Annotated in this window: 16 protein-coding genes; 5 read left to right on the forward strand and 11 right to left on the reverse strand. The window is 73.1% G+C overall.

The features are described from left to right. Positions 1 to 14: 14 nt before the first annotated feature. From IF02_RS0109460 to IF02_RS0109470, 3 genes are read right to left on the reverse strand one after another with little or no spacing between them, the layout of a single operon-like run. The gene (locus IF02_RS0109460; protein ID WP_051696053.1) at positions 15 to 893 is read right to left on the reverse strand and encodes an ATP-binding cassette domain-containing protein; all 879 of its coding nucleotides are present in this window, start codon (positions 891 to 893) and stop codon (positions 15 to 17) included. Continuing rightward, positions 893 to 1,924 carry an ABC transporter permease gene (locus IF02_RS0109465; protein ID WP_030155264.1) on the reverse strand — a complete coding sequence of 344 codons (1,032 nt, stop codon included), beginning with the start codon at positions 1,922 to 1,924 and terminating at the stop codon, positions 893 to 895. Before IF02_RS0109465 ends, IF02_RS0109460 begins: the two co-directional genes overlap by 1 nt. Then, positions 1,921 to 2,901 carry a sugar ABC transporter substrate-binding protein gene (locus IF02_RS0109470; RefSeq protein ID WP_030155266.1) on the reverse strand — a complete coding sequence of 327 codons (981 nt, stop codon included), beginning with the start codon at positions 2,899 to 2,901 and terminating at the stop codon, positions 1,921 to 1,923. Before IF02_RS0109470 ends, IF02_RS0109465 begins: the two co-directional genes overlap by 4 nt. A gap of 229 nt (positions 2,902 to 3,130) precedes the next feature. On the opposite strand from IF02_RS0109470, the gene IF02_RS0109475 reads away from it, so the two are divergent. Then, a complete protein-coding gene (locus IF02_RS0109475) occupies positions 3,131 to 4,135 on the forward strand; it encodes a Gfo/Idh/MocA family oxidoreductase (protein WP_030155268.1) in 1,005 nt (334 codons plus the stop codon). A 51-nt stretch (positions 4,136 to 4,186) separates the two neighbouring features. On the opposite strand, the gene IF02_RS0109480 is transcribed toward IF02_RS0109475, so the two are convergent. The 3 genes from IF02_RS0109480 to IF02_RS0109490 form a co-directional block, all read right to left on the reverse strand. Then, the gene (locus IF02_RS0109480; RefSeq protein WP_030155270.1) at positions 4,187 to 5,380 is read right to left on the reverse strand and encodes a cytochrome P450 family protein; all 1,194 of its coding nucleotides are present in this window, start codon (positions 5,378 to 5,380) and stop codon (positions 4,187 to 4,189) included. Between the two features lie 119 nt (positions 5,381 to 5,499). Then, positions 5,500 to 6,417: a DMT family transporter gene (locus IF02_RS0109485; RefSeq protein WP_030155272.1), complete on the reverse strand. Its 918-nt coding sequence runs from the start codon at positions 6,415 to 6,417 to the stop codon at positions 5,500 to 5,502. A gap of 174 nt (positions 6,418 to 6,591) precedes the next feature. After that, positions 6,592 to 7,212: a dihydrofolate reductase family protein gene (locus tag IF02_RS0109490; protein WP_030155274.1), complete on the reverse strand. Its 621-nt coding sequence runs from the start codon at positions 7,210 to 7,212 to the stop codon at positions 6,592 to 6,594. Between the two features lie 175 nt (positions 7,213 to 7,387). Between IF02_RS0109490 and IF02_RS0109495 the strand changes: the two genes are divergently transcribed. Beyond that, positions 7,388 to 8,125 carry a 3-oxoacyl-ACP reductase family protein gene (locus IF02_RS0109495; protein ID WP_030155276.1) on the forward strand — a complete coding sequence of 246 codons (738 nt, stop codon included), beginning with the start codon at positions 7,388 to 7,390 and terminating at the stop codon, positions 8,123 to 8,125. A 41-nt stretch (positions 8,126 to 8,166) separates the two neighbouring features. Here IF02_RS0109495 and alc read toward each other — a convergent pair whose 3' ends face one another. Both alc and allB read right to left on the reverse strand, forming a co-directional pair. Then, entirely contained in the window at positions 8,167 to 9,279 is a 1,113-nt protein-coding gene (gene alc / locus IF02_RS0109500; RefSeq protein WP_030155277.1) for an allantoicase, read from the reverse strand. 3 nt (positions 9,280 to 9,282) lie between these two features. Then, the gene (allB, locus tag IF02_RS0109505) at positions 9,283 to 10,623 is read right to left on the reverse strand and encodes an allantoinase AllB (protein WP_030155278.1); all 1,341 of its coding nucleotides are present in this window, start codon (positions 10,621 to 10,623) and stop codon (positions 9,283 to 9,285) included. Positions 10,624 to 10,951: 328 nt separating this feature from the next. Here allB and IF02_RS0109510 point away from each other — a divergent pair, with 328 nt between their 5' ends. After that, entirely contained in the window at positions 10,952 to 11,755 is an 804-nt protein-coding gene (locus IF02_RS0109510) for an IclR family transcriptional regulator (protein ID WP_030155279.1), read from the forward strand. 74 nt (positions 11,756 to 11,829) lie between these two features. Here the strand turns inward: IF02_RS0109510 and IF02_RS0109515 are convergent, their stop codons facing one another. Further along, the gene (locus IF02_RS0109515; RefSeq protein ID WP_030155280.1) at positions 11,830 to 12,525 is read right to left on the reverse strand and encodes an ABC transporter ATP-binding protein; all 696 of its coding nucleotides are present in this window, start codon (positions 12,523 to 12,525) and stop codon (positions 11,830 to 11,832) included. After that, entirely contained in the window at positions 12,522 to 13,610 is a 1,089-nt protein-coding gene (locus IF02_RS0109520; RefSeq protein ID WP_030155281.1) for an ABC transporter permease, read from the reverse strand. The genes IF02_RS0109515 and IF02_RS0109520 overlap by 4 nt, the downstream gene beginning before the upstream one ends. A 134-nt stretch (positions 13,611 to 13,744) precedes the next feature. Between IF02_RS0109520 and IF02_RS0109525 the strand changes: the two genes are divergently transcribed. Together IF02_RS0109525 and IF02_RS0109530 are read left to right on the forward strand one after the other, a co-directional pair. After that, positions 13,745 to 15,004: a sensor histidine kinase gene (locus IF02_RS0109525; protein ID WP_051696056.1), complete on the forward strand. Its 1,260-nt coding sequence runs from the start codon at positions 13,745 to 13,747 to the stop codon at positions 15,002 to 15,004. Further along, the gene (locus tag IF02_RS0109530) at positions 15,001 to 15,630 is read left to right on the forward strand and encodes a response regulator (protein ID WP_030155284.1); all 630 of its coding nucleotides are present in this window, start codon (positions 15,001 to 15,003) and stop codon (positions 15,628 to 15,630) included. The genes IF02_RS0109525 and IF02_RS0109530 overlap by 4 nt, the downstream gene beginning before the upstream one ends. Before the next feature lie 39 nt (positions 15,631 to 15,669). On the opposite strand, the gene IF02_RS0109535 is transcribed toward IF02_RS0109530, so the two are convergent. Next, positions 15,670 to 17,157 (reverse strand): PLP-dependent aminotransferase family protein, encoded by a 1,488-nt coding sequence (locus tag IF02_RS0109535; RefSeq protein WP_030155286.1) that lies wholly within the window; start codon positions 17,155 to 17,157, stop codon positions 15,670 to 15,672. Positions 17,158 to 17,184 lie beyond the last annotated feature (27 nt).

Below are 17,184 nucleotides of genomic sequence, written 5' to 3' on the forward strand. Positions count from 1 at the left end.
AGTCGTGTCGTCCCTCAGGGTGCGGTGGTGCCGGACGCCGGATCGGCTGCTCCGGACGGGTGGTCCGGTCCTGATTCTGCCACCCGCTCCAGTTCGTGGCTCAGCTCGTCCAGCTCGGAGCCGCCCGCCATCTGCCGGGTGAGCTCGTCCAGGGTGATCGAGTCACGGGTGTGGCTGCCCGCCATCGTGCCGCGCTTGAGCAGCACGAACCGGTCGCCGACCAGGTAGGCGTGGTGCGGGTTGTGGGTGATCAGGACCACACCGAGGCCCGCGTCGCGGGCCGCGGCGACGTACTTGAGGACCACGCCGGACTGCTTGACGCCGAGGGCGGCGGTCGGCTCGTCGAGGACGAGGACCTTCGCCCCGAAGTAGACGGCGCGGGCGATGGCCACGCACTGCCGCTCGCCGCCGGACAGGGTGCCGATCGGCTGGTCCACGTCGCGCAGGTCGATGCCCATCCGCAGCAGCTCGGCGCGGGTGGTCTCGCGCATGAACTCCACGTCGAGGCGGCGGAAGGGGCCGCGGCCCTTGGTGGGCTCGGAGCCGAGGAAGAAGTTCCGCCAGACGGGCATGAGCGGGACGACGGCCAGGTCCTGGTAGACGGTGGCGATGCCGTGGTCGAGGGCGGCGCGCGGGTTGGCGAGCGCGGTCTCCTCGCCCTCGATCTCGAAGCGGCCGGCGTCGTGCCGGTGCAGCCCCGCGATGATCTTGATCAGGGTGGACTTGCCGGCGCCGTTGTCGCCCAGGACACAGGTGATCTCGCCGGCGTGCACCTCCAGGGAGACCCCCTGGAGGGCCCGGATGTTGCCGTAGAACTTGCTGACGTCGGTCATCTTCACGAGCGCCGGCGCCGAGGACTTCTCGTACGGGGTCGCGGACACGGTCTCGGTCATCACTTCGCCTCCGCCCGCTTGCGGACCCATGCGTTGAGCAGCGTCGCCAGCAGGAGCATCGCGCCGAGGAAGAACTTGAACCAGTCCGGGTTCCACTGGGCGTACACGATGCCGTTGCTGGTCATGCCGAAGATGAAGGCGCCGACGGCCGAGCCGATGGCGGAGCCGTAGCCGCCGGTCATCAGGCAGCCGCCGATGACGGCCGCGATGATGTACAGGAACTCGTTGCCGACGCCCTCGCCCGACTGGACCACGTCGAACGAGAAGAGGATGTGCTGCCCGGAGATCCAGGCGCACAGGGCGACGCCCATGTACAGGCCGATCCGGGTCTTGACGACGGGGACGCCGGTCGCGCGGGCCGCGTCCGCCCCGCCGCCGACCGCGAAGATCCAGTTGCCGGCGCGGGTGCGCAGCAGGATCCAGGTGGCGACGGCGACCAGGGCCAGCCACCACAGGATGGTGACCTTGAGGGTGACCGAGCCGACGTTCCACTGCGAGGCGAAGAGCGCCCGGGCGGAGTCGAAGCCCTCCATGTCGGCGATGGTCTTCGTCGAGACGGAGCCGCTGATCAGCTTGGTGAAGCCGAGGTTCAGGCCGGTCAGCATCAGGAAGGTGCCGAGCGTGATGATGAAGCTCGGCAGCTTGGTACGGGTCAGCATGAACCCGTTGAAGAAGCCGATGGCGAGGGTGACCAGCAGGGACACCCCGACGCCCACCCACACGTTGGCGGTCATCTGGTAGCTGAACATCGAGCTGACCAGTGCCGAGGTGGTGACCATGACGCCCGCGGAGAGGTCGAACTCGCCGCCGATCATCAGCAGGGCCACCGGGCAGGCCATGATCCCGATGGTGGAGGCCGAGTACAGGATCGTGCTCAGGCTGGAGGCCTGGAGGAAGCTGGGCGCGGCGATGGAGAAGAAGACGAAGACGGCGGCCGCGCCGACGACCGCGCCGAGCTCGGGGCGGCCGAGCAGCTTGCGGACCAGCGAGGTGGGGGCGAGCCGTTCGTCGACGGCCGTTGCCGTGCTCATCGGCTGCCCCGCTTGATGAACGCCTCCAGCTTGCCGGCCTCGTCGGCGGTCACGATCTGCGGTCCGGTGAGCACCGGGCGGCCGCCGCCGAGCACGTTCGCGTTGTAGCGGTACAGCCAGAGCAGGTCGATGGCCTCGTAGCCCTGGAGGTAGGGCTGCTGGTCGACGGCGAAACCGAGGGCGCCGGACTTGAGGTCGCGGGCGACGGAGGCGTTGAGGTCGAAGGTGTCGACCTCGGCCTTGCTGCCCGCCGCGTCCTTCGCCTTGACCGCCGTCGGGGCGAAGGGGGCGCCGAGGGTGACGATCGCGTCGACGGAGGGGTCGGCCTGGAGCTTCGCCTGGATGGCCGCCTGGACGGAGGGCATGTTGGTGCCCTCGACGTACAGGTTCTCCATCGTGCCGCCGAAGGTCTTCTTCGCCCCTGCGCAGCGCTGCTCGTGGCCGACGTTGCCCTGCTCGTGCAGGACGCAGACGGCCTTCTTCTTGCCGCGCTTGGTCAGCTCGCTGCCGACCGCCTCGCCGGCGATCTGCTCGTCCTGGCCGATGTGGGTGAGGGCGCCGTACTCGGCGGACTGCGCGGATCCGGAGTTGACCGTGATCACCGGGATTCCGGCCTTGACCGCCTTGCCGATGACGTCCTTGAGCGCCTCGGGCTTGGCCAGGCTCACCACGATCCCGTCGACCTTCTGGTCGATGGCGTTCTGGACGAACTGGGCCTGCTGCTGAGCCTGGTCGTCGTGGGCGTAGACGAAGTTGATGTTGTCCTTCGCCGCGGCCTCCTTGGCACCCTTCTGGACGATGTCCCAGAAGGTGTCGCCGTCTCCCGCGTGCGTGACCATCGCGAAGGTCCAGCGCGGGGTGGACACCGCGGGCCGGCCCGCCTGGGCGGCCTTCGCCCGCTCCTCGGCGCGCTTGCCGCCCGTGCTGCTGCAGCCCACGAGGGAGGCTCCCAGTACCGCCGCGAGCACCGCGCCCACGACGCGTACCCCTGTCCGAACCCTAGCCACTCTGCGTGCCCTTCCCTCGTCCTGTGTCTGCCGCCGCCTGCTGCGGGCCGCTGCCGCCAAAGCGGTCATTACGGTTCCAGCCGCTCAGTATCCGCCACAGTGGACCATGTGCGGTCATCGGGTCCTTCGAGCCCATCTGGGCCATACGGGTACTGTCGGGCGGATTGACAGCCCCCCGTGACGGGGTCAGGTTGATTGCATGCGCATCGGGGTGATCGGAACGGGCCGGATCGGCTCCTTCCACGCGGCGGCACTGGCCCGCCACCCGGACGCCGGCTCGCTGCTGCTCGCCGACGCCGATCCCGCGCGGGCGGCGCGCCTCGCCGACCGGCTGGGGGCGACCGCCGCCCCGTCCGTGGAGCAGGTCTTCACCTGGGGCGTGGACGCCGTGGTCGTGGCCTGTTCCACCGACGGGCACGCCGAGCTGGTCCTGCGGGCGGTCCGCGGCGGGCTCCCGGTGTTCTGCGAGAAGCCCCTGGCCACCGATCTCGCCCGGACGCTGGCCGTGCTGCGCGAGGTGGGCGCCGCTGACGGGGTGCTCCAGCTGGGCTTCATGCGCCGCTTCGACGCGGGCTGCCGCACCGCGCGGGAGCTGGTGCGCTCCGGAGCCCTGGGCCGGCTGCACACCGTACGGACGATGACCGCCGATCCGGCGCCGCCGCCCGCCGCGTACCTGGCGACGTCGGGGGGTCTGTACCGGGACTGCCTGGTGCACGACTTCGACATGGTCCGCTGGGTGACCGGGCACGAGGTGACCGAGGTGTACGCGACCGGCTCCGACGCGGGTCCGGCGGTCTTCCGCGAGCTCGGCGACGTGGACACCGCCGTCGCCGTCCTCACCCTGGACGACGGGACCCTGGCCACCTGTACGGGCACCCGCTGCAACGGCGCCGGGTACGACGTGCGGATGGAGCTGGCCGGGGAGCTCGACCAGGTCTCCTCGGGGCTGGACGACCGTACGCCGATCGCCTCGACCGAACCGCACGGCCCGCCCCCGGCGAGCAAGCCCTGGGCGGGCTTCCTGGAGCGGTTCGCCCCCGCGTACGAGGCGGAGCTGGCGGCCTTCGTCCGGCTGGTGCGCGGCGAGGGCCCCAACCCGTGCGACGGCCGGGAGGCGCTGGCCGCGCTGCGGATCGCGGAGGCGTGCGAGCTGTCGCGGCGGGAGCGGCGCCAGGTCCGGATGGCGGAGCTCCCGGACCTGTAGGGGCGCCGGGGGCGCGGGCGGGGACGGTACGGAATCGGCCACGGGCGCCGGCTACCAGCGCACCGGGAGCCGGGTCACACCGCGGATCAGGCTGCCCCCGATGTACGTCGGCGCCTCCTCGGCCGGGTCCTCGGCCAGGTCCGGGAAGCGCTCCAGCAGGCCGCGCAGCGCGATGCGGCCCTCCATGCGGGCGAGCGGGGCGCCGATGCAGAAGTGCAGCCCGTGCCCGAAGGCGAGGTGGCCCTGCGGGGCGCGCCGGATGTCGAACGCGTCGGGGGCCTCGTACCGCCCGGGGTCGCGGTCCGCTCCGGCCAGCGAGACGAGGACGGTGGCCCCGGCCGGGATGGCGGTGCCGCCGAGCTCCATGTCCTCGCGGGCGTAGCGGTAGGTGGTGTTCTGCACCGGGCCGTCGTAGCGGAGCATCTCCTCGACGGCGCCGTCGAGGAGGCCGTCGTAGTCGGCGCGCAGGGCGGCCAGTTGGTCCGGGTGGGCCAGCAGGGCGCGGGTTCCGTTGGATATGAGGTTGACGGTGGTCTCGTGGCCGGCGATCAGCAGCAGGAAGGCCATGCCGATCAGCTCGTCGGGCGACAGCACGTCGCCGTCCTCGTCGCGGGTCCGGATGAGGGCGCTGAGCAGGTCCTCGCCGGGGGTCTTGGCCTTGACTTCGACGAGCTCCGCGAGGTAGTCGCCGAGCCTCTGGTGCGCGGTGGTGCTCGGCGTGAGGGAGGTGGGCGCGAGGACTTCCTTGGACCAGTGGCTGAAGCGCTCGCGGTCCAGGTCGGGGACGCCGAGGAGTTCGCCGATGACGGTCATGGGCAGCGGGAAGGCGAGGGCCTTGATCAGGTCGGCCTTGCGCTGCGGGCGGGCGGCCATCGCGTCGAGCAGTTCGTCGGTGATCCGCTGGACGCGGGGGCGCATGGCCTGCACCCGGCGCAGGGTGAACTCGCGGGCGACCAGGCGGCGCAGCCGGGTGTGGTGCGGCGGGTCCGCCTCCAGCATGTTGCTGTTGGCGGGGGTGGTCGCGATGCCCGGCAGGACCTGGTTGCCGGTCCAGTTCTTCAGCAGACCCGGGTGGTTGAGGGCCCGGCGGGACTCTTCGTACCCGACGACCAGGAAGGTGGGCGCGTACTCGGGGGCGGTGACCTCGACCGGGTGCACCGGGCCCGCGGCGCGCAGCCGGGCGTAGAAGGCATAGGGGTCTGCGTGGAAGTCGGCGTCGTTCACGCTGATGTCCGGTTGTGGCATGCGGTCACATTAATGTGACCGCTCGGTGCTGGGACCATCGATTTCCGGTCACGCGTCCGGCCTTGGACGGCTTGCGTGGCCATACAGGGTGATTCGAGGTACTACGAGCTCCCGCGAAGTCATCCGGCCACGGCTCGGCGACCCCAGGCGGTGCCGCCGAGGACGAGCGCGGCGCCCGCGAACCCGGCCGGGCCGAGGTGTTCGCCGCCGATGGCGATGCCGGCGGCGGCCGCCCACAGGGGTTCGGTGCCGAGCAGCAGGCTGACGCGGGAGGGCGAGGAGCGGCGTACGGCCCACATCTGCACGAAGAAGGCGAAGAGCGTGCACAGGACGGAGAGGAAGGCGAGCCCCGCCCATTCGGTGGGCCCGAAGGCGGCGGCCGCCGCCCAGGGGCTGTCGCCGGTGCCGGGCACGGCGGCCAGTACGGCGAAGACGAGGACGGCGCCGCCCAGTTGCACGGTGGTCAGCGACAGCGAGTCGGCGTCCTGGACGGCCTTGATCCGCGCCATCAGCAGGACGTGCAGGGTACGGGCGAGGGCCGCGCCGAGGATGAGCAGGTCACCGGCGCCGGGGACGGTGAATCCGGCGCCCTGGGTGAGCAGGACGACGCCGGCGACGGAGGCCGCGGCGCCTGCGAGGAAGGCGCCCGAGGGGGCCTCGCGCCGTACGGCCGCCTCGGCGAGCGGGGTGAAGATCATGGTCAGGCTGATGATCAGCCCGGCGTTGGTGGCCGAGGTGTGGACGACCCCGTACGTCTCCAGCAGGAAGATCCCGCCGAGTACGAGGCCCAGCAGGCCCGCACCGGACAGCTGCCGGGCGGTGAGCGCCCGCAGCCGCTGCCACCCCGCGACGGCGAGTACGGGCAGCACGAGCGCGAAGCGCAGGACGAGGACGGCGATCACGGTGTGGGCCGTGGTGATGCCCTTGGCCGCGAGATAGCTGCCGCCCCAGACCACGGCGACGGCCAGGACGGGCAGGTCGGCGAGCCAGGCGCGGCGGGGGGCGGCGGTGCGTGCGAGCAGGGCGGGCGAGCTCACCAGGGACTCTCCATCGGCGTGATGCGGGTGGAGACTCCGGCGGCTCCCTCGGGCGCGGCTCACCGTACCGGAGGCGATCATGGCGGTCGAGCGGTTTCACCGGGCCCCCCACCCGGGGCCCGCCCGGGACCCGCCCGGGGCCCGCCCGACCGGGCCCCGGTCGTCGTGGGGGGATCAGCCGAAGGTGCCGAAGGTGGCGCGGCCCGTGGGACGGTAGGTGAGGATGGCCGTGCCGTTCGGCGTCGTGCGCGAGGCGGCCAGCTCGTAGGCCGTGGGCAGCCCGCCCGTGGGGAACAGCCGGCGCCCGGCGCCCAGGAAGACGGGGAACACCAGCAGGTTCAGCTCGTCCACGAGGTCCCGCGCCAGCAGCCACTGGGCCAACGCCCCGCTGCCGTGCACCTGGAGTTCCCGGCTTCCCTCCAGCCCGTCCTTGACCCGCATGATCTCGCTCTGGAGCTGCTCCCCGTCGATGACGGTGGTCCCCGCCCAGGCCGGTTCCTCGAGCGTCGCCGAGGCCACGTACTTCGGCAGGCCGTTCAGCCGGCTGGCGATCGGGTCCGTGGGGTCGGTCCGCTTCGGCCAGTAGCCGGCGAAGATCTCGTACGTGCGGCGCCCGAGCAGGAACGCCCCGGCCCGGTCGAACACCTCCTTCATGAACACCCCCATGCCCTCGTCGTCGAACGGCACCAGCCAGCCGCCGTACGCGAACCCGCCGCTGGGGTCCTCCTCCGGCCCGCCGGGGGCCTGCATCACGCCGTCGAGGGTCACGAAGGTGGTGAGGGTCAGCTTGCCCATGGCTCTGCGCTCCTGGCGTCCGGTGTCTGCTGCACGTGTTCAGACTCCCGGGCGCCCCGGAACTCATCGGCGCGACGCGCACGAACGCGACGTCCGATTCCCGCCAGCGCCCGCCCCTCGCCGCTCGTTTCATTGAACCCGCAACGACTTGTCGGACGAGAGCGGGGAGAAGACCATGAGCAGCAGTGGCACGGTGGCACTGGTGACCGGCGGCAGCCGCGGCATCGGGGCGGCCACCGCCCTGCGCCTGGCGCAGGACGGGACCGACGTCGCCCTCACGTACGTCCACGGCGCGCGGGCCGCGGCCGGGGTCGTGGGCAGGATCGAGGCGCTCGGCCGGCGCGCCCGGGCGGTCCGGGCCGACGTGGGCGACCCCGCGCAGGCGGTCGCCGCGGTGGAGGAGACCGTACGGGGCCTGGGGCGGATCGACACGCTGGTCAACAACGCCGGCATCGGCGTGCTCGGGCCGCTGGACACCCTGACCCCGGCCGATGTGGACCGGGTACTGGCGGTCAACGTGCGCGGCGTGTTCCTGACCACCCAGGCCGCGGCCGCGCGAATGGGCTCCGGCGGCCGGATCGTCACCATCGGCAGCTGCATGGCCGCGCGGGTCCCCGGCCCCGGCGGCACCCTGTACGCGATGAGCAAGGCCGCGCTGACCGGCCTGAACAAGGCGCTGGCGCGGGAGCTCGGCGGGCGCGGCATCACCGCGAACCTCGTGCACCCGGGCCCGGTGGACACCGACATGAACCCGGCGGACGGCCCCCACGCCGCGGCGCAGAGCGCGCTGACGGCCCTCGGGCGCTTCGGCACCGCGCAGGAGGTCGCGGGCCTGGTGTCCTTCCTCGCGGGCCCGGACGCCGTCTATGTGACGGGCGCCGAGTTCGCGGTGGACGGCGGCCACGCGGCGTAGCCCCGGGGGTGTCGGCCCCCGGGGCGGTCACGGGCGCGGCGTCAGCCGCCCAGCTCCTGGTGGCGGGCGGTCAGCGCGGCGGCGCCGGCCTCCGTCAGCGAGCCGTACAGGCGCAGGCGGGAGAAGCCGCCGTCCGGGAAGATGTCGATCCGCACGTGGGTGCCGACCGCCGGGGTGTCCAGTACGAAGCGGTGGTTGGTGTCGGGCTGCAGGCGGGTGCGCGGCAGGAACTCCGTCCACTCGCCCTCCTCGCCGGACTTGACGGACAGCGAGGCCCAGCCGGCCGAGTTGCCCTTGAGGTAGGCGGTGTCGATCTCGACGGCGCGGATCTCGGAGTCGGCCACCAGCTGGTAGCGGATCCAGTCGTTGCCGTTGTCGCGGCGGCGGGCGGTCTCCCAGCCGTCGTCCATCTTGCGGGAGCGGCCCGGGTTGATGGTGTTGGTCGGCGGGGAGTAGAAGCGGTTGGAGGCGTCCTGGACGGAGCCGCCGTTCTCCAGGGCGACCACGTCGAAGGTGCCGAGCGCGGCGAGCCACTTCGGGTCGGGGCGGACCTCGCCGTACACGCGCAGGCGGGCGATGCCGCCGTCCGGGTGCTGGTTCAGGCGCAGGTGCGTGAAGCGCTGCTCCACGTCGACCTCGAAGCCGTTGGCCGCGTGGCCGCCGACGGGGGTGCGCGGTACGAGGGTCGTCCACTTCACGTCGTCGGAGAGGAGCTCCTGCGCGGTCGGGGAGCCCTCGACGGCGGTGGCCTCCACCGAGACGGCCTGCGGCATGTTGCCGCGGAAGTGGGCGGTGTCGACGACGATGCCGCGGATGACGCCGGGGGCGCCGAGGCGGATCAGCGCCCAGTCGTGGTCCTCGGCCGTCGGCCAGGGCTGTCCGGCCGAGACGCCGCGCCGGCGGCGCGTCTCCCAGCCGTCCATGACCTTGCCCTTGTGGCCGAAGTGCTCGGGGTCGAAGTGCGCGGCCTCCTCGACGAGCAGGTTCTCGCGCTGGGCGAAGAACTCGTCGTTGGCGGCGAGTACGCCCGCGCCGAGCTGACGCGCGGCGAGGTTCGCGTGCTGGGTGAACGGGAAGTCCGCGGTGCGGTAGTCGGCGTACGGGTCTCCGCCTCCGTACGGGTTCGCGTTACCGGTGAAGGATTCAATCGCCACTGGTCAGTTCTGCCTTTCGAGGAGTCGGCCCGTGGGCTCGGTCGGGGTGCCGTGGTCGGCGATCTGCGTACCGCGCAGCCAGGTGGACTTCACGACGCCGTGCAGGGTCTTGCCCGCGTACGCCGTGACCCGGTTGCGGTGGTGCAGCTCCGCGGGATCCACGGTGAAGGTCTCTTCGGGGGCCAGCACGGCGAAGTCGGCGTCGCGGCCGGCCTCGATCGCGCCCTTGTCGGCGAGGCCCGCGAGCGCGGCCGGGGCGGCCGACATCCAGCGCACGACGTCCTCGAGGGTGCGGCCGCGGCGGCGGGCCTCGGTCCAGATGGCCGGCAGCCCGAGCTGGAGGGAGGAGATGCCGCCCCACGCGGTGGCGAAGTCGTCCGTCTTCAGGTCCGCCGTGGACGGCGAGTGGTCGGAGACGATGCAGTCGATGGTGCCGTCGGCGAGCGCGTCCCACAGCAGGTCCTGGTTGGCGGCCTCGCGGATGGGCGGGCAGCACTTGAACTCGCTCGCGCCGTCCGGCACTTCCTCGGCGGTGAGGGTGAGGTAGTGCGGGCAGGACTCGACGGTGATGCGGACGCCCTCGGCCTTGGCGGCGGCGATCAGCGGCAGCGCGTCGGAGGAGGACAGGTGCAGTACGTGGACGCGCGCGTTCAGCCGCTTCGCCTGGGCGATCAGGTTGCCGATCGCGGTGTTCTCGGCGTCGCGCGGACGGGAGGCCAGGAAGTCGGCGTACTTGGGCCCGGGGACGACCGGGGCGGAGTCCAGGTGGTGCGGGTCCTCGGCGTGCACGATCATCAGGCCGCCGAAGCCGGTGATCTCGGCGAGGGAGGTGGCCAGTTGCTCCTGGTCGAGCTCGGGGAACTCGTCGACGCCGGAGGGCGACAGGAAGCACTTGAAGCCGTAGACGCCGGCGTCGTGCAGCGGGCGCAGGTCCTTGACGTTGTCCGGCAGCGCGCCGCCCCAGAAGCCGACGTCCACGTGCGCCTTGGTCCGGGCGACCTCCTGCTTGACGCGGAGGTGGTCGACCGTGGTGGTCGGCGGCAGGGAGTTGAGGGGCATGTCGAGGATCGTGGTGACGCCCCCGGCCGCGGCGGCGCGGGTGGCGGTCCAGAAGCCCTCCCACTCGGTGCGGCCCGGGTCGTTCACGTGCACGTGGGTGTCGACCAGGCCGGGGAGCAGGACGTCGTCGCCGAAGTCCTCGAACCGGGCGCCGGCCGGTACCTCGGCGTCGTGCGGCAGTACGGCGACGATCTTCCCGGCGGCGACGGCGACCGAAGCGGCGCGCGTCCCCTCGGGGGTGATGACGCGAGTCGAGCGCAGTACCAGTTCCACGTCGTCGGACACGCCGGAACCTCCCCATCTACTTCCACAGAGCGAAATTCAACGTTCTGTTGACGGAGTCTCGCCGTCGATCCGGGGCCCGTCAAGAGCGGCCGGACAGAGCACCGACACACCGGCGCCGCAATTGGATGTTTCCACAAGATGGAATTAAGATTTCACTATCCAGAATGTAGCTACCACCACCGGGGGCGGACGGGTAACTTCCCGAGGAGGTCCGCGACCCGGACAAACCCCCTCTGACCGGCGGGGACGGCTTCTACCCGGCCCTAGGGCCGACGCCGACCGACCGGTAGGCTGCTTCCTTGCCTGCCAGCACCGAAAGGACCGCGCCGTGCCGACGTCCAGCGCCAGCACCACCGACGCTTCCGCGAAGCCCACCGCCGCCAGCGGTGGCGTTCAGTCCCTTGAGCGCGCCTTCGATCTGCTTGAACGCATGGCCGATGCCGGGGGCGAGGTCGGCCTCAGCGAGCTCTCCACCGCCAGCGGTCTGCCGCTGCCCACCATCCACCGCCTCATGCGCACCCTGGTGGCGTGCGGCTACGTCCGGCAGCAGCCCAATCGACGGTACTCCCTCGGCCCCCGGCTGATCCGCCTCGGCGAGTCCGCGTCGCGGCTGCTGGGGACCTGGGCGCGGCCGTACCTCGCCCGCCTGGTCGAGGAGACCGGCGAGACGGCCAACATGGCCCTGCTCGACGGGGACGAGATCGTCTACGTCGCCCAGGTGCCGTCCAAGCACTCCATGCGCATGTTCACCGAGGTCGGCCGCCGGGTGCTGCCGCACTCCACCGGCGTGGGCAAGGCGCTGCTCGCGTACACGCCCGCCGACGAGGTACGGGCGCTGCTGGCGCGCACCGGGATGCCGGCCGCGACCGAGAAGACCATCACCACCCCCGAGGGCTTCCTGGAGGCCCTGGAGCAGGTCCGCAAGGCGGGCTACGCGGTCGACGACAACGAGCAGGAGATAGGGGTCCGCTGCCTGGCCGTGTCGGTGCCGAACTCGCCGACCGCCGCCGCGATCTCCATCTCGGGTCCGGCGGGCCGGGTGACCGAGGCCGTGGCCGAGTCCTTCGTGCCGATCCTGCAGAACGTCGCGGCCGAGCTGTCGGTGGCGCTGCAGAGCCAGAGCCCCGCGTAGGTCCCGTCCGTACGTGAAGGCCCCGGCCCCCTCCGGTGCGAGGGGGGCCGGGGCCTTGTCGCAGGTACGGGCGCTCAGGCGGCCGGGACCGTCTCGGACTCGGAGTCCGTCAGGCGGCCGTCCGCCATCGTCGCCGTCCGGTCCATCCGCTCCAGGTGGGCGTGGTCGTGGGTGACCAGCACGGTCGCGGTGGAGCGCTCGCGGGTCAGGGTGACCAGCAGGTCGAGGACGGCCGCCCCGCGCTCGTGGTCCAGGGCGCTCGTCGGCTCGTCGACCAGGAGCACGGCCGGCTCGTTCATCAGGGCGCGGGCGATGTTGACCCGCTGGCGCTGGCCGCCGGAGAGCTGGTGGGGCCGCTTGTCGGCCTTGTCGGCCAGCCCCACCGCGTCCAGCAGCTCCAGCGCCCGGCGGCGCAGCGCCCGCGAGGGGCGGCCCGACAGGTGGGCCATCACCTGGAGCTGCTCGGCGGCGGTGAGCGAGGCCAGCAGGTTCGGCTGCTGGAAGACGATGCCGATCTTCTCGCGGCGCAGGGCCGACTTCTCGGCCGCGCTCAGCCGAGCCGTGTCCTGGCCGGCCACCACCACCTGTCCGGAGTCCGGGGTGACCAGGGTGGCGGCGACGGCCAGCAGGCTGGACTTGCCGGAGCCGGAGGGCCCGATCACCGCGGTCAGCGTGCCCGCGGGCACCTCCAGTCGGACCCGGTCGAGGGCGGTGAGCCGGCTCTCGCCGTCCGGGTAGGTGAGCGTGACGTCGTGCACGAGCAGGGTCATCGGACGCTCCCGAGGGCGGTCAGGGGGTCGACGGCGGTGATCCGCCGGATGGACAGGGCCGCGCCCAGCGCACCGAGCACGATCATGATCGCGGCGGGCGCCAGCACGGTCGCGGTGCCGAGGACGAAGGGCACGTCGCCCCCGCTGATGAGCGCGCCGAACCCGGCGGCGAGCGCCGTACCGGACCCGGTGCCGACGGCGAGCATGACGACGGCCTGGCCGAGGGCGTCCTTGAGCAGGTACGGGGTGGAGGCGCCCAGTGCCTTCAGCACGGCGATGTCACCGCTGCGCTGGATCGTCCACACGGTGAAGAAGGCCCCTATGACCAGGGCCGAGATGGCGAAGAGGAACCCTCGCATGAGCTGGAGCGAGCCGTTCTCGGCCTGGTAGGACCCTATGGCGCCGAGTGCCTCGTCGATGGTCTGGGCCTTCGTGCCCGCCACCTCGTCGCCGGCGGAGAGGTCCGCCGACCCGGCGGTGTCGAGCGCGATCACGGTGGCGAGCGTGTCGATGGAGGTGCCGGGGTTGCCGATGCGCTGCCAGTCGTTGAGGTCCATCCAGACGACCGGGGTGTGGCTGTAGGCGGCGGTGCCGGAGACGGCGGCCACGGTCAGTTCCAGCGGGCCGATCTTCAGCTTGCCGCCCGCGGTCAGCCCGCCGAGCTCCTTGGCGGCCTTCTCGGTGAGGACCACCTGCCCCTGGGCGAGGCCGCTGCCGCGCGGCGGGAGGGGGCCGGCCGGATCGACGCCGAAGACGGAGACCGCGCCGGTGCGGGCGCCCGCCGACGCGTTGGTGGTGCGGATGCCGAGCGGCTCGGCCGACCTCACTCCGGGCTGCGCCCGCCAGGCCCGCCAGGCCTTCTCCGACACCTGGGAGTTGGTGAAGGACACCTTCTGGTCCCCGGCGGGCGCGGCGAAGGCGAGGTGGCCGGCGGGCAGTCCGGTGACGGCCGAGACGTTCTCCCGGGCCAGGCCGGCGGTGAGCCCGGACAGCAGGCCGACCAGCAGCGTGATCAGCAGTACGACCGAGCCCATGAGGGCGAAGCGGCCCTTCGCGAACCGTAGATCTCTCCATGCGACGAACATGATCCCCACCCTGGTCTCCGGCGTGGACACAAGGCATCGCGCCACGGTAGCGATCCTGGTATCGAACGACGCATCCGGACATCAAACTTTCGATTGACCGGGCCCCGCCCATCCGCGCTTAGGCTGGCCGGGCCATGGCCACTGCTCTTGAATCCCCCGCTCCGCGCCCCCTCACCCCCGTCTCGCGCGTGCTGCGCGCGTGCCTGCACGCGCTGCTGTTCGGGCTGCTCGCGCTGGCCGCCGGGCGTGCCGTCACCGACTCCGCGCCGCAGGCCGGCCGGGTCGTGGCCGCCTGCGCGGTGCTGGCCGCCGTGTACGCGGGGGGCGTACTGGCGCCCTCGGTGCGCCGCTCGCCGCGCGCCGGGGCGGTGTGGCTGGCCGGGCTGGGCGCGGCCTGGGCGGCGCTGCTGGTGGTATCCCCCGACGGACTGTGGATCGCGTTCCCGCTGTACTTCCTGGAGCTGCACCTGCTGCGGCTGCGCTGGGGCGTCGCGGCCGTCGCGGTGACGGCGTGCGCGGCGATCGGCGGCTTCCTGGCGCACGCGCAGAGCGGTGCGGTCTCGCCGGGGGCCTTCCTCGGACCGCTGCTGGGCGGGGCCGTGGCGGTCGCGACCGTACTGGGCTACCAGGCGCTGTACCGCGAGAGCGAGCGCCGCCGCGAGCTGATCGAGGAGCTCATCGCCACCCGGGCCGAGCTGGCCGCGGCCGAGCGCAACGCCGGGATCCTCGCGGAGCGGGAACGCCTGGCCCGCGAGATCCACGACACCCTGGCCCAGGGCCTGTCCTCGATCCAGCTCCTGCTCCGCGCGGCGGAACGTTCCCTCGCCGAGGCGGGTCCGGGCGGACCGAGCCCCGACCCGGGCGGCCCCGCCGACCCCGCCGGTCCCCGGGCGGCAGCCCTCGCGCACATCGCGCAGGCCCGGGGGGCCGCCCAGGAGAACCTCGCCGAGGCGCGGCGGTTCGTACGGGCGCTCACCCCGCCCGACCTGGAGCACGGGTCCCTCGCCGCGGCGCTGGAGCGGCTGTGCACGGCCGCGCCGGGGCCGCGCGTCCGGTTCTGCCTGAGCGGCGCGCCCCGGGTCCTGCCCACCCCGTACGAGGTCGCCCTGCTCCGCATCGCCCAGTCGGCGCTGGCCAACGTCGTCCGGCACGCCCGGGCGGCCCGCGCCGAGATCACCCTGACCTTCATGGACGCCTCGGTGACGCTGGACGTCGTCGACGACGGGACCGGCTTCGACCCGTCCTCGGCCCCCTCCGGCGAGGGCGGGTTCGGGCTGCCCGCGATGCGCTCGCGGGCCGAGACGCTGGGCGGGCTGTTCACCGTGGAGTCCGCGCCGGGCCAGGGCACCGCCGTGGCCGTCACCCTGCCGCTGCCCCTGGAGGCATCCCGATGACGATCCGCCTGCTGCTGGCCGACGACCACCCGGTGGTCCGGGCCGGGCTGCGCGCGGTGCTGGACACCGAGCCGGACTTCGCGGTGGTCGCCGAGGCCGCCACCGCCGAGCGGGCGGTGGAACTGGCCGCCTCCGAGCCGGTGGACGTGGTCCTGATGGACCTCCAGTTCGGTACGGGCATGCACGGCTCGGCGGCGACGGCGGCGATCACGGCCCGGCCCGGGGCGCCCCGGGTCCTCGTACTGACCACGTACGACACGGACGCGGACATCCTGGCGGCGGTGGAGGCGGGCGCGTCGGGCTACCTGCTCAAGGACGCCCCGCCGGAGGAACTGGCGGCGGCCGTGCGCACGGCGGCGGCGGGCCAGTCGGCACTGGCCCCGGCGGTGGCCCTGCGCCTGATGGACCGCATGCGGATGCCGGCGGAGGCGCTGACGAAGCGGGAGCTGGAGGTGCTCCAGCTGGTCGCGGACGGCCTGTCGAACCAGCAGATCTCGAAGAAGCTCTTCCTGAGCCAGGCCACGGTCAAATCCCACCTGGTCCACATCTACGCCAAGCTCGGCGTCGACTCCCGCACCTCGGCGGTGGCCACGGCCGCCACCCGCCGCCTCATCCGCACCCCGTGACCGACCCGGCGGGCGGCCCACCCGCGCCGCCGGCCGGGTTCACGCCACCCAGTGCGGCCGCTCCACCGCCGGAGCCAGCGGAACCCCGTCGTGGAAGGCCGCCGCAAGGCGCCGTACCGCCTCGTCCAGGCGATCGGCGGCCAGCGTGTACGGAATCCGCAGCCGGTGCTCGAACGTCCCCGGATCCACCCCGAACCGCGCTCCGCGCCCGATGTGCACGCCGCAGGCACCGGCCCGCTCCGCCAGCGCCGAGCTCACCGGCTCCCCCAGGTCCACCCACAGCGAGAGCCCGCCCGGCCCCCGCTCCCACGACCACTCCGGGGTGTGGCGCTCCAGCGCCCGCTCCAACGCCTCCCGCTGCCCCCGCAACTGCGCGAGCCGCGCCGGCAGCGTCCGCTCCAGCCCCTCCAGCAGCGGCAGCGCCACCAGCTGGTCCAGTACCGACCCCGTCATGTCCGCGGCCACCTTCACCGCCGCCAGCTCCGTGATCATCTTCGCGGTGGCCCGGACCCACCCCACCCGCAGCCCGCCCCAGTGCGTCTTGCTGAGTGAGCCGATCGTCACCACGTGCTCCGCCCCGCCCCTCGGCGCCAGCGAGGCCAGCGGCGCGGGCGCGGGCACGTCCAGGGCGATGTCGGCGATGGTCTCGTCGACCACCAGCCACGTCCCGGTCCGCCGCGTCGCGGCCAGCAGCCGCAGCCGCTGCTCCTGCGGCATCAGCAGCCCCGTCGGATTGTGGAAGTCCGGGATCACGTACGCCAGCCTCGGCACGGTCTGCCGCAGCGTGGACTCGGCGATCTCCATGTCCCAACCGGCGTCGGAGACGGCGATCGACCCGGTGCGCAGCCGCGCCTGCCGCAGCGCGTCGAGGGCGTTCGCGTACGTGGGGTTCTCGGTCACCACCCGGTCCCCGGGCCCGCACAGCAGGCTCACGACGAGCGAGAACGCCTGCTGGGCGCCGGCCGTGACCAGGATCTGCTCGGGGCGGGTCGCCAGCCCGCGCCGGGTGAACCGCTCGGCTACGGCAGCGCGCAGGTCGGGCAGGCCGAAGGGGTGGTAGCCGGGGGTCCGGGCGAGGCCCGGCAGCCGGGGCGCGGCCCAGGCGAGGGCCTCGGTGAGGCTGTCTTCCGGGGCGCCGAGGGCGGCGATGGCCAGGTCGATCCCGGGTTCGCCGTCGGACAGGTACCCGCCGGAGCCGGCCAGCAGGTGCGCGCCGACCGGGCCGTGGCCCTCGGGGAGCTCGGTCCAGGTGCCGGAGCCGCGCCGGCTGCGGACGTAGCCGCTCTCGCGCAGCAGGTCGTAGGCCCCGGTGACGGTGGCCCGGCTGGCGCCGAGCGCCTCGGCGAGCTCGCGTTCGGCGGGCAGCCGTACGTGCAGGGCGATCCGGCCGTCGAGGATCAGCGTGCGCACGGCGTCGGCGAGGGACCGGTAGCCGGGGCGGGCCAGCACCTCGGAGGGCAGCAGCGCCGCGAGCTGGCGGCTGCCGAGGGTCCTGTCCGCCGTCTGGACGACTCGCCCGTTTGCCATGCCAACCTCCCCTGATTGGCTCTGCCG

It is taken from the genome of Streptomyces sp. NRRL S-244, assembly GCF_000717915.1.
Classification (GTDB): domain Bacteria; phylum Actinomycetota; class Actinomycetes; order Streptomycetales; family Streptomycetaceae; genus Streptomyces.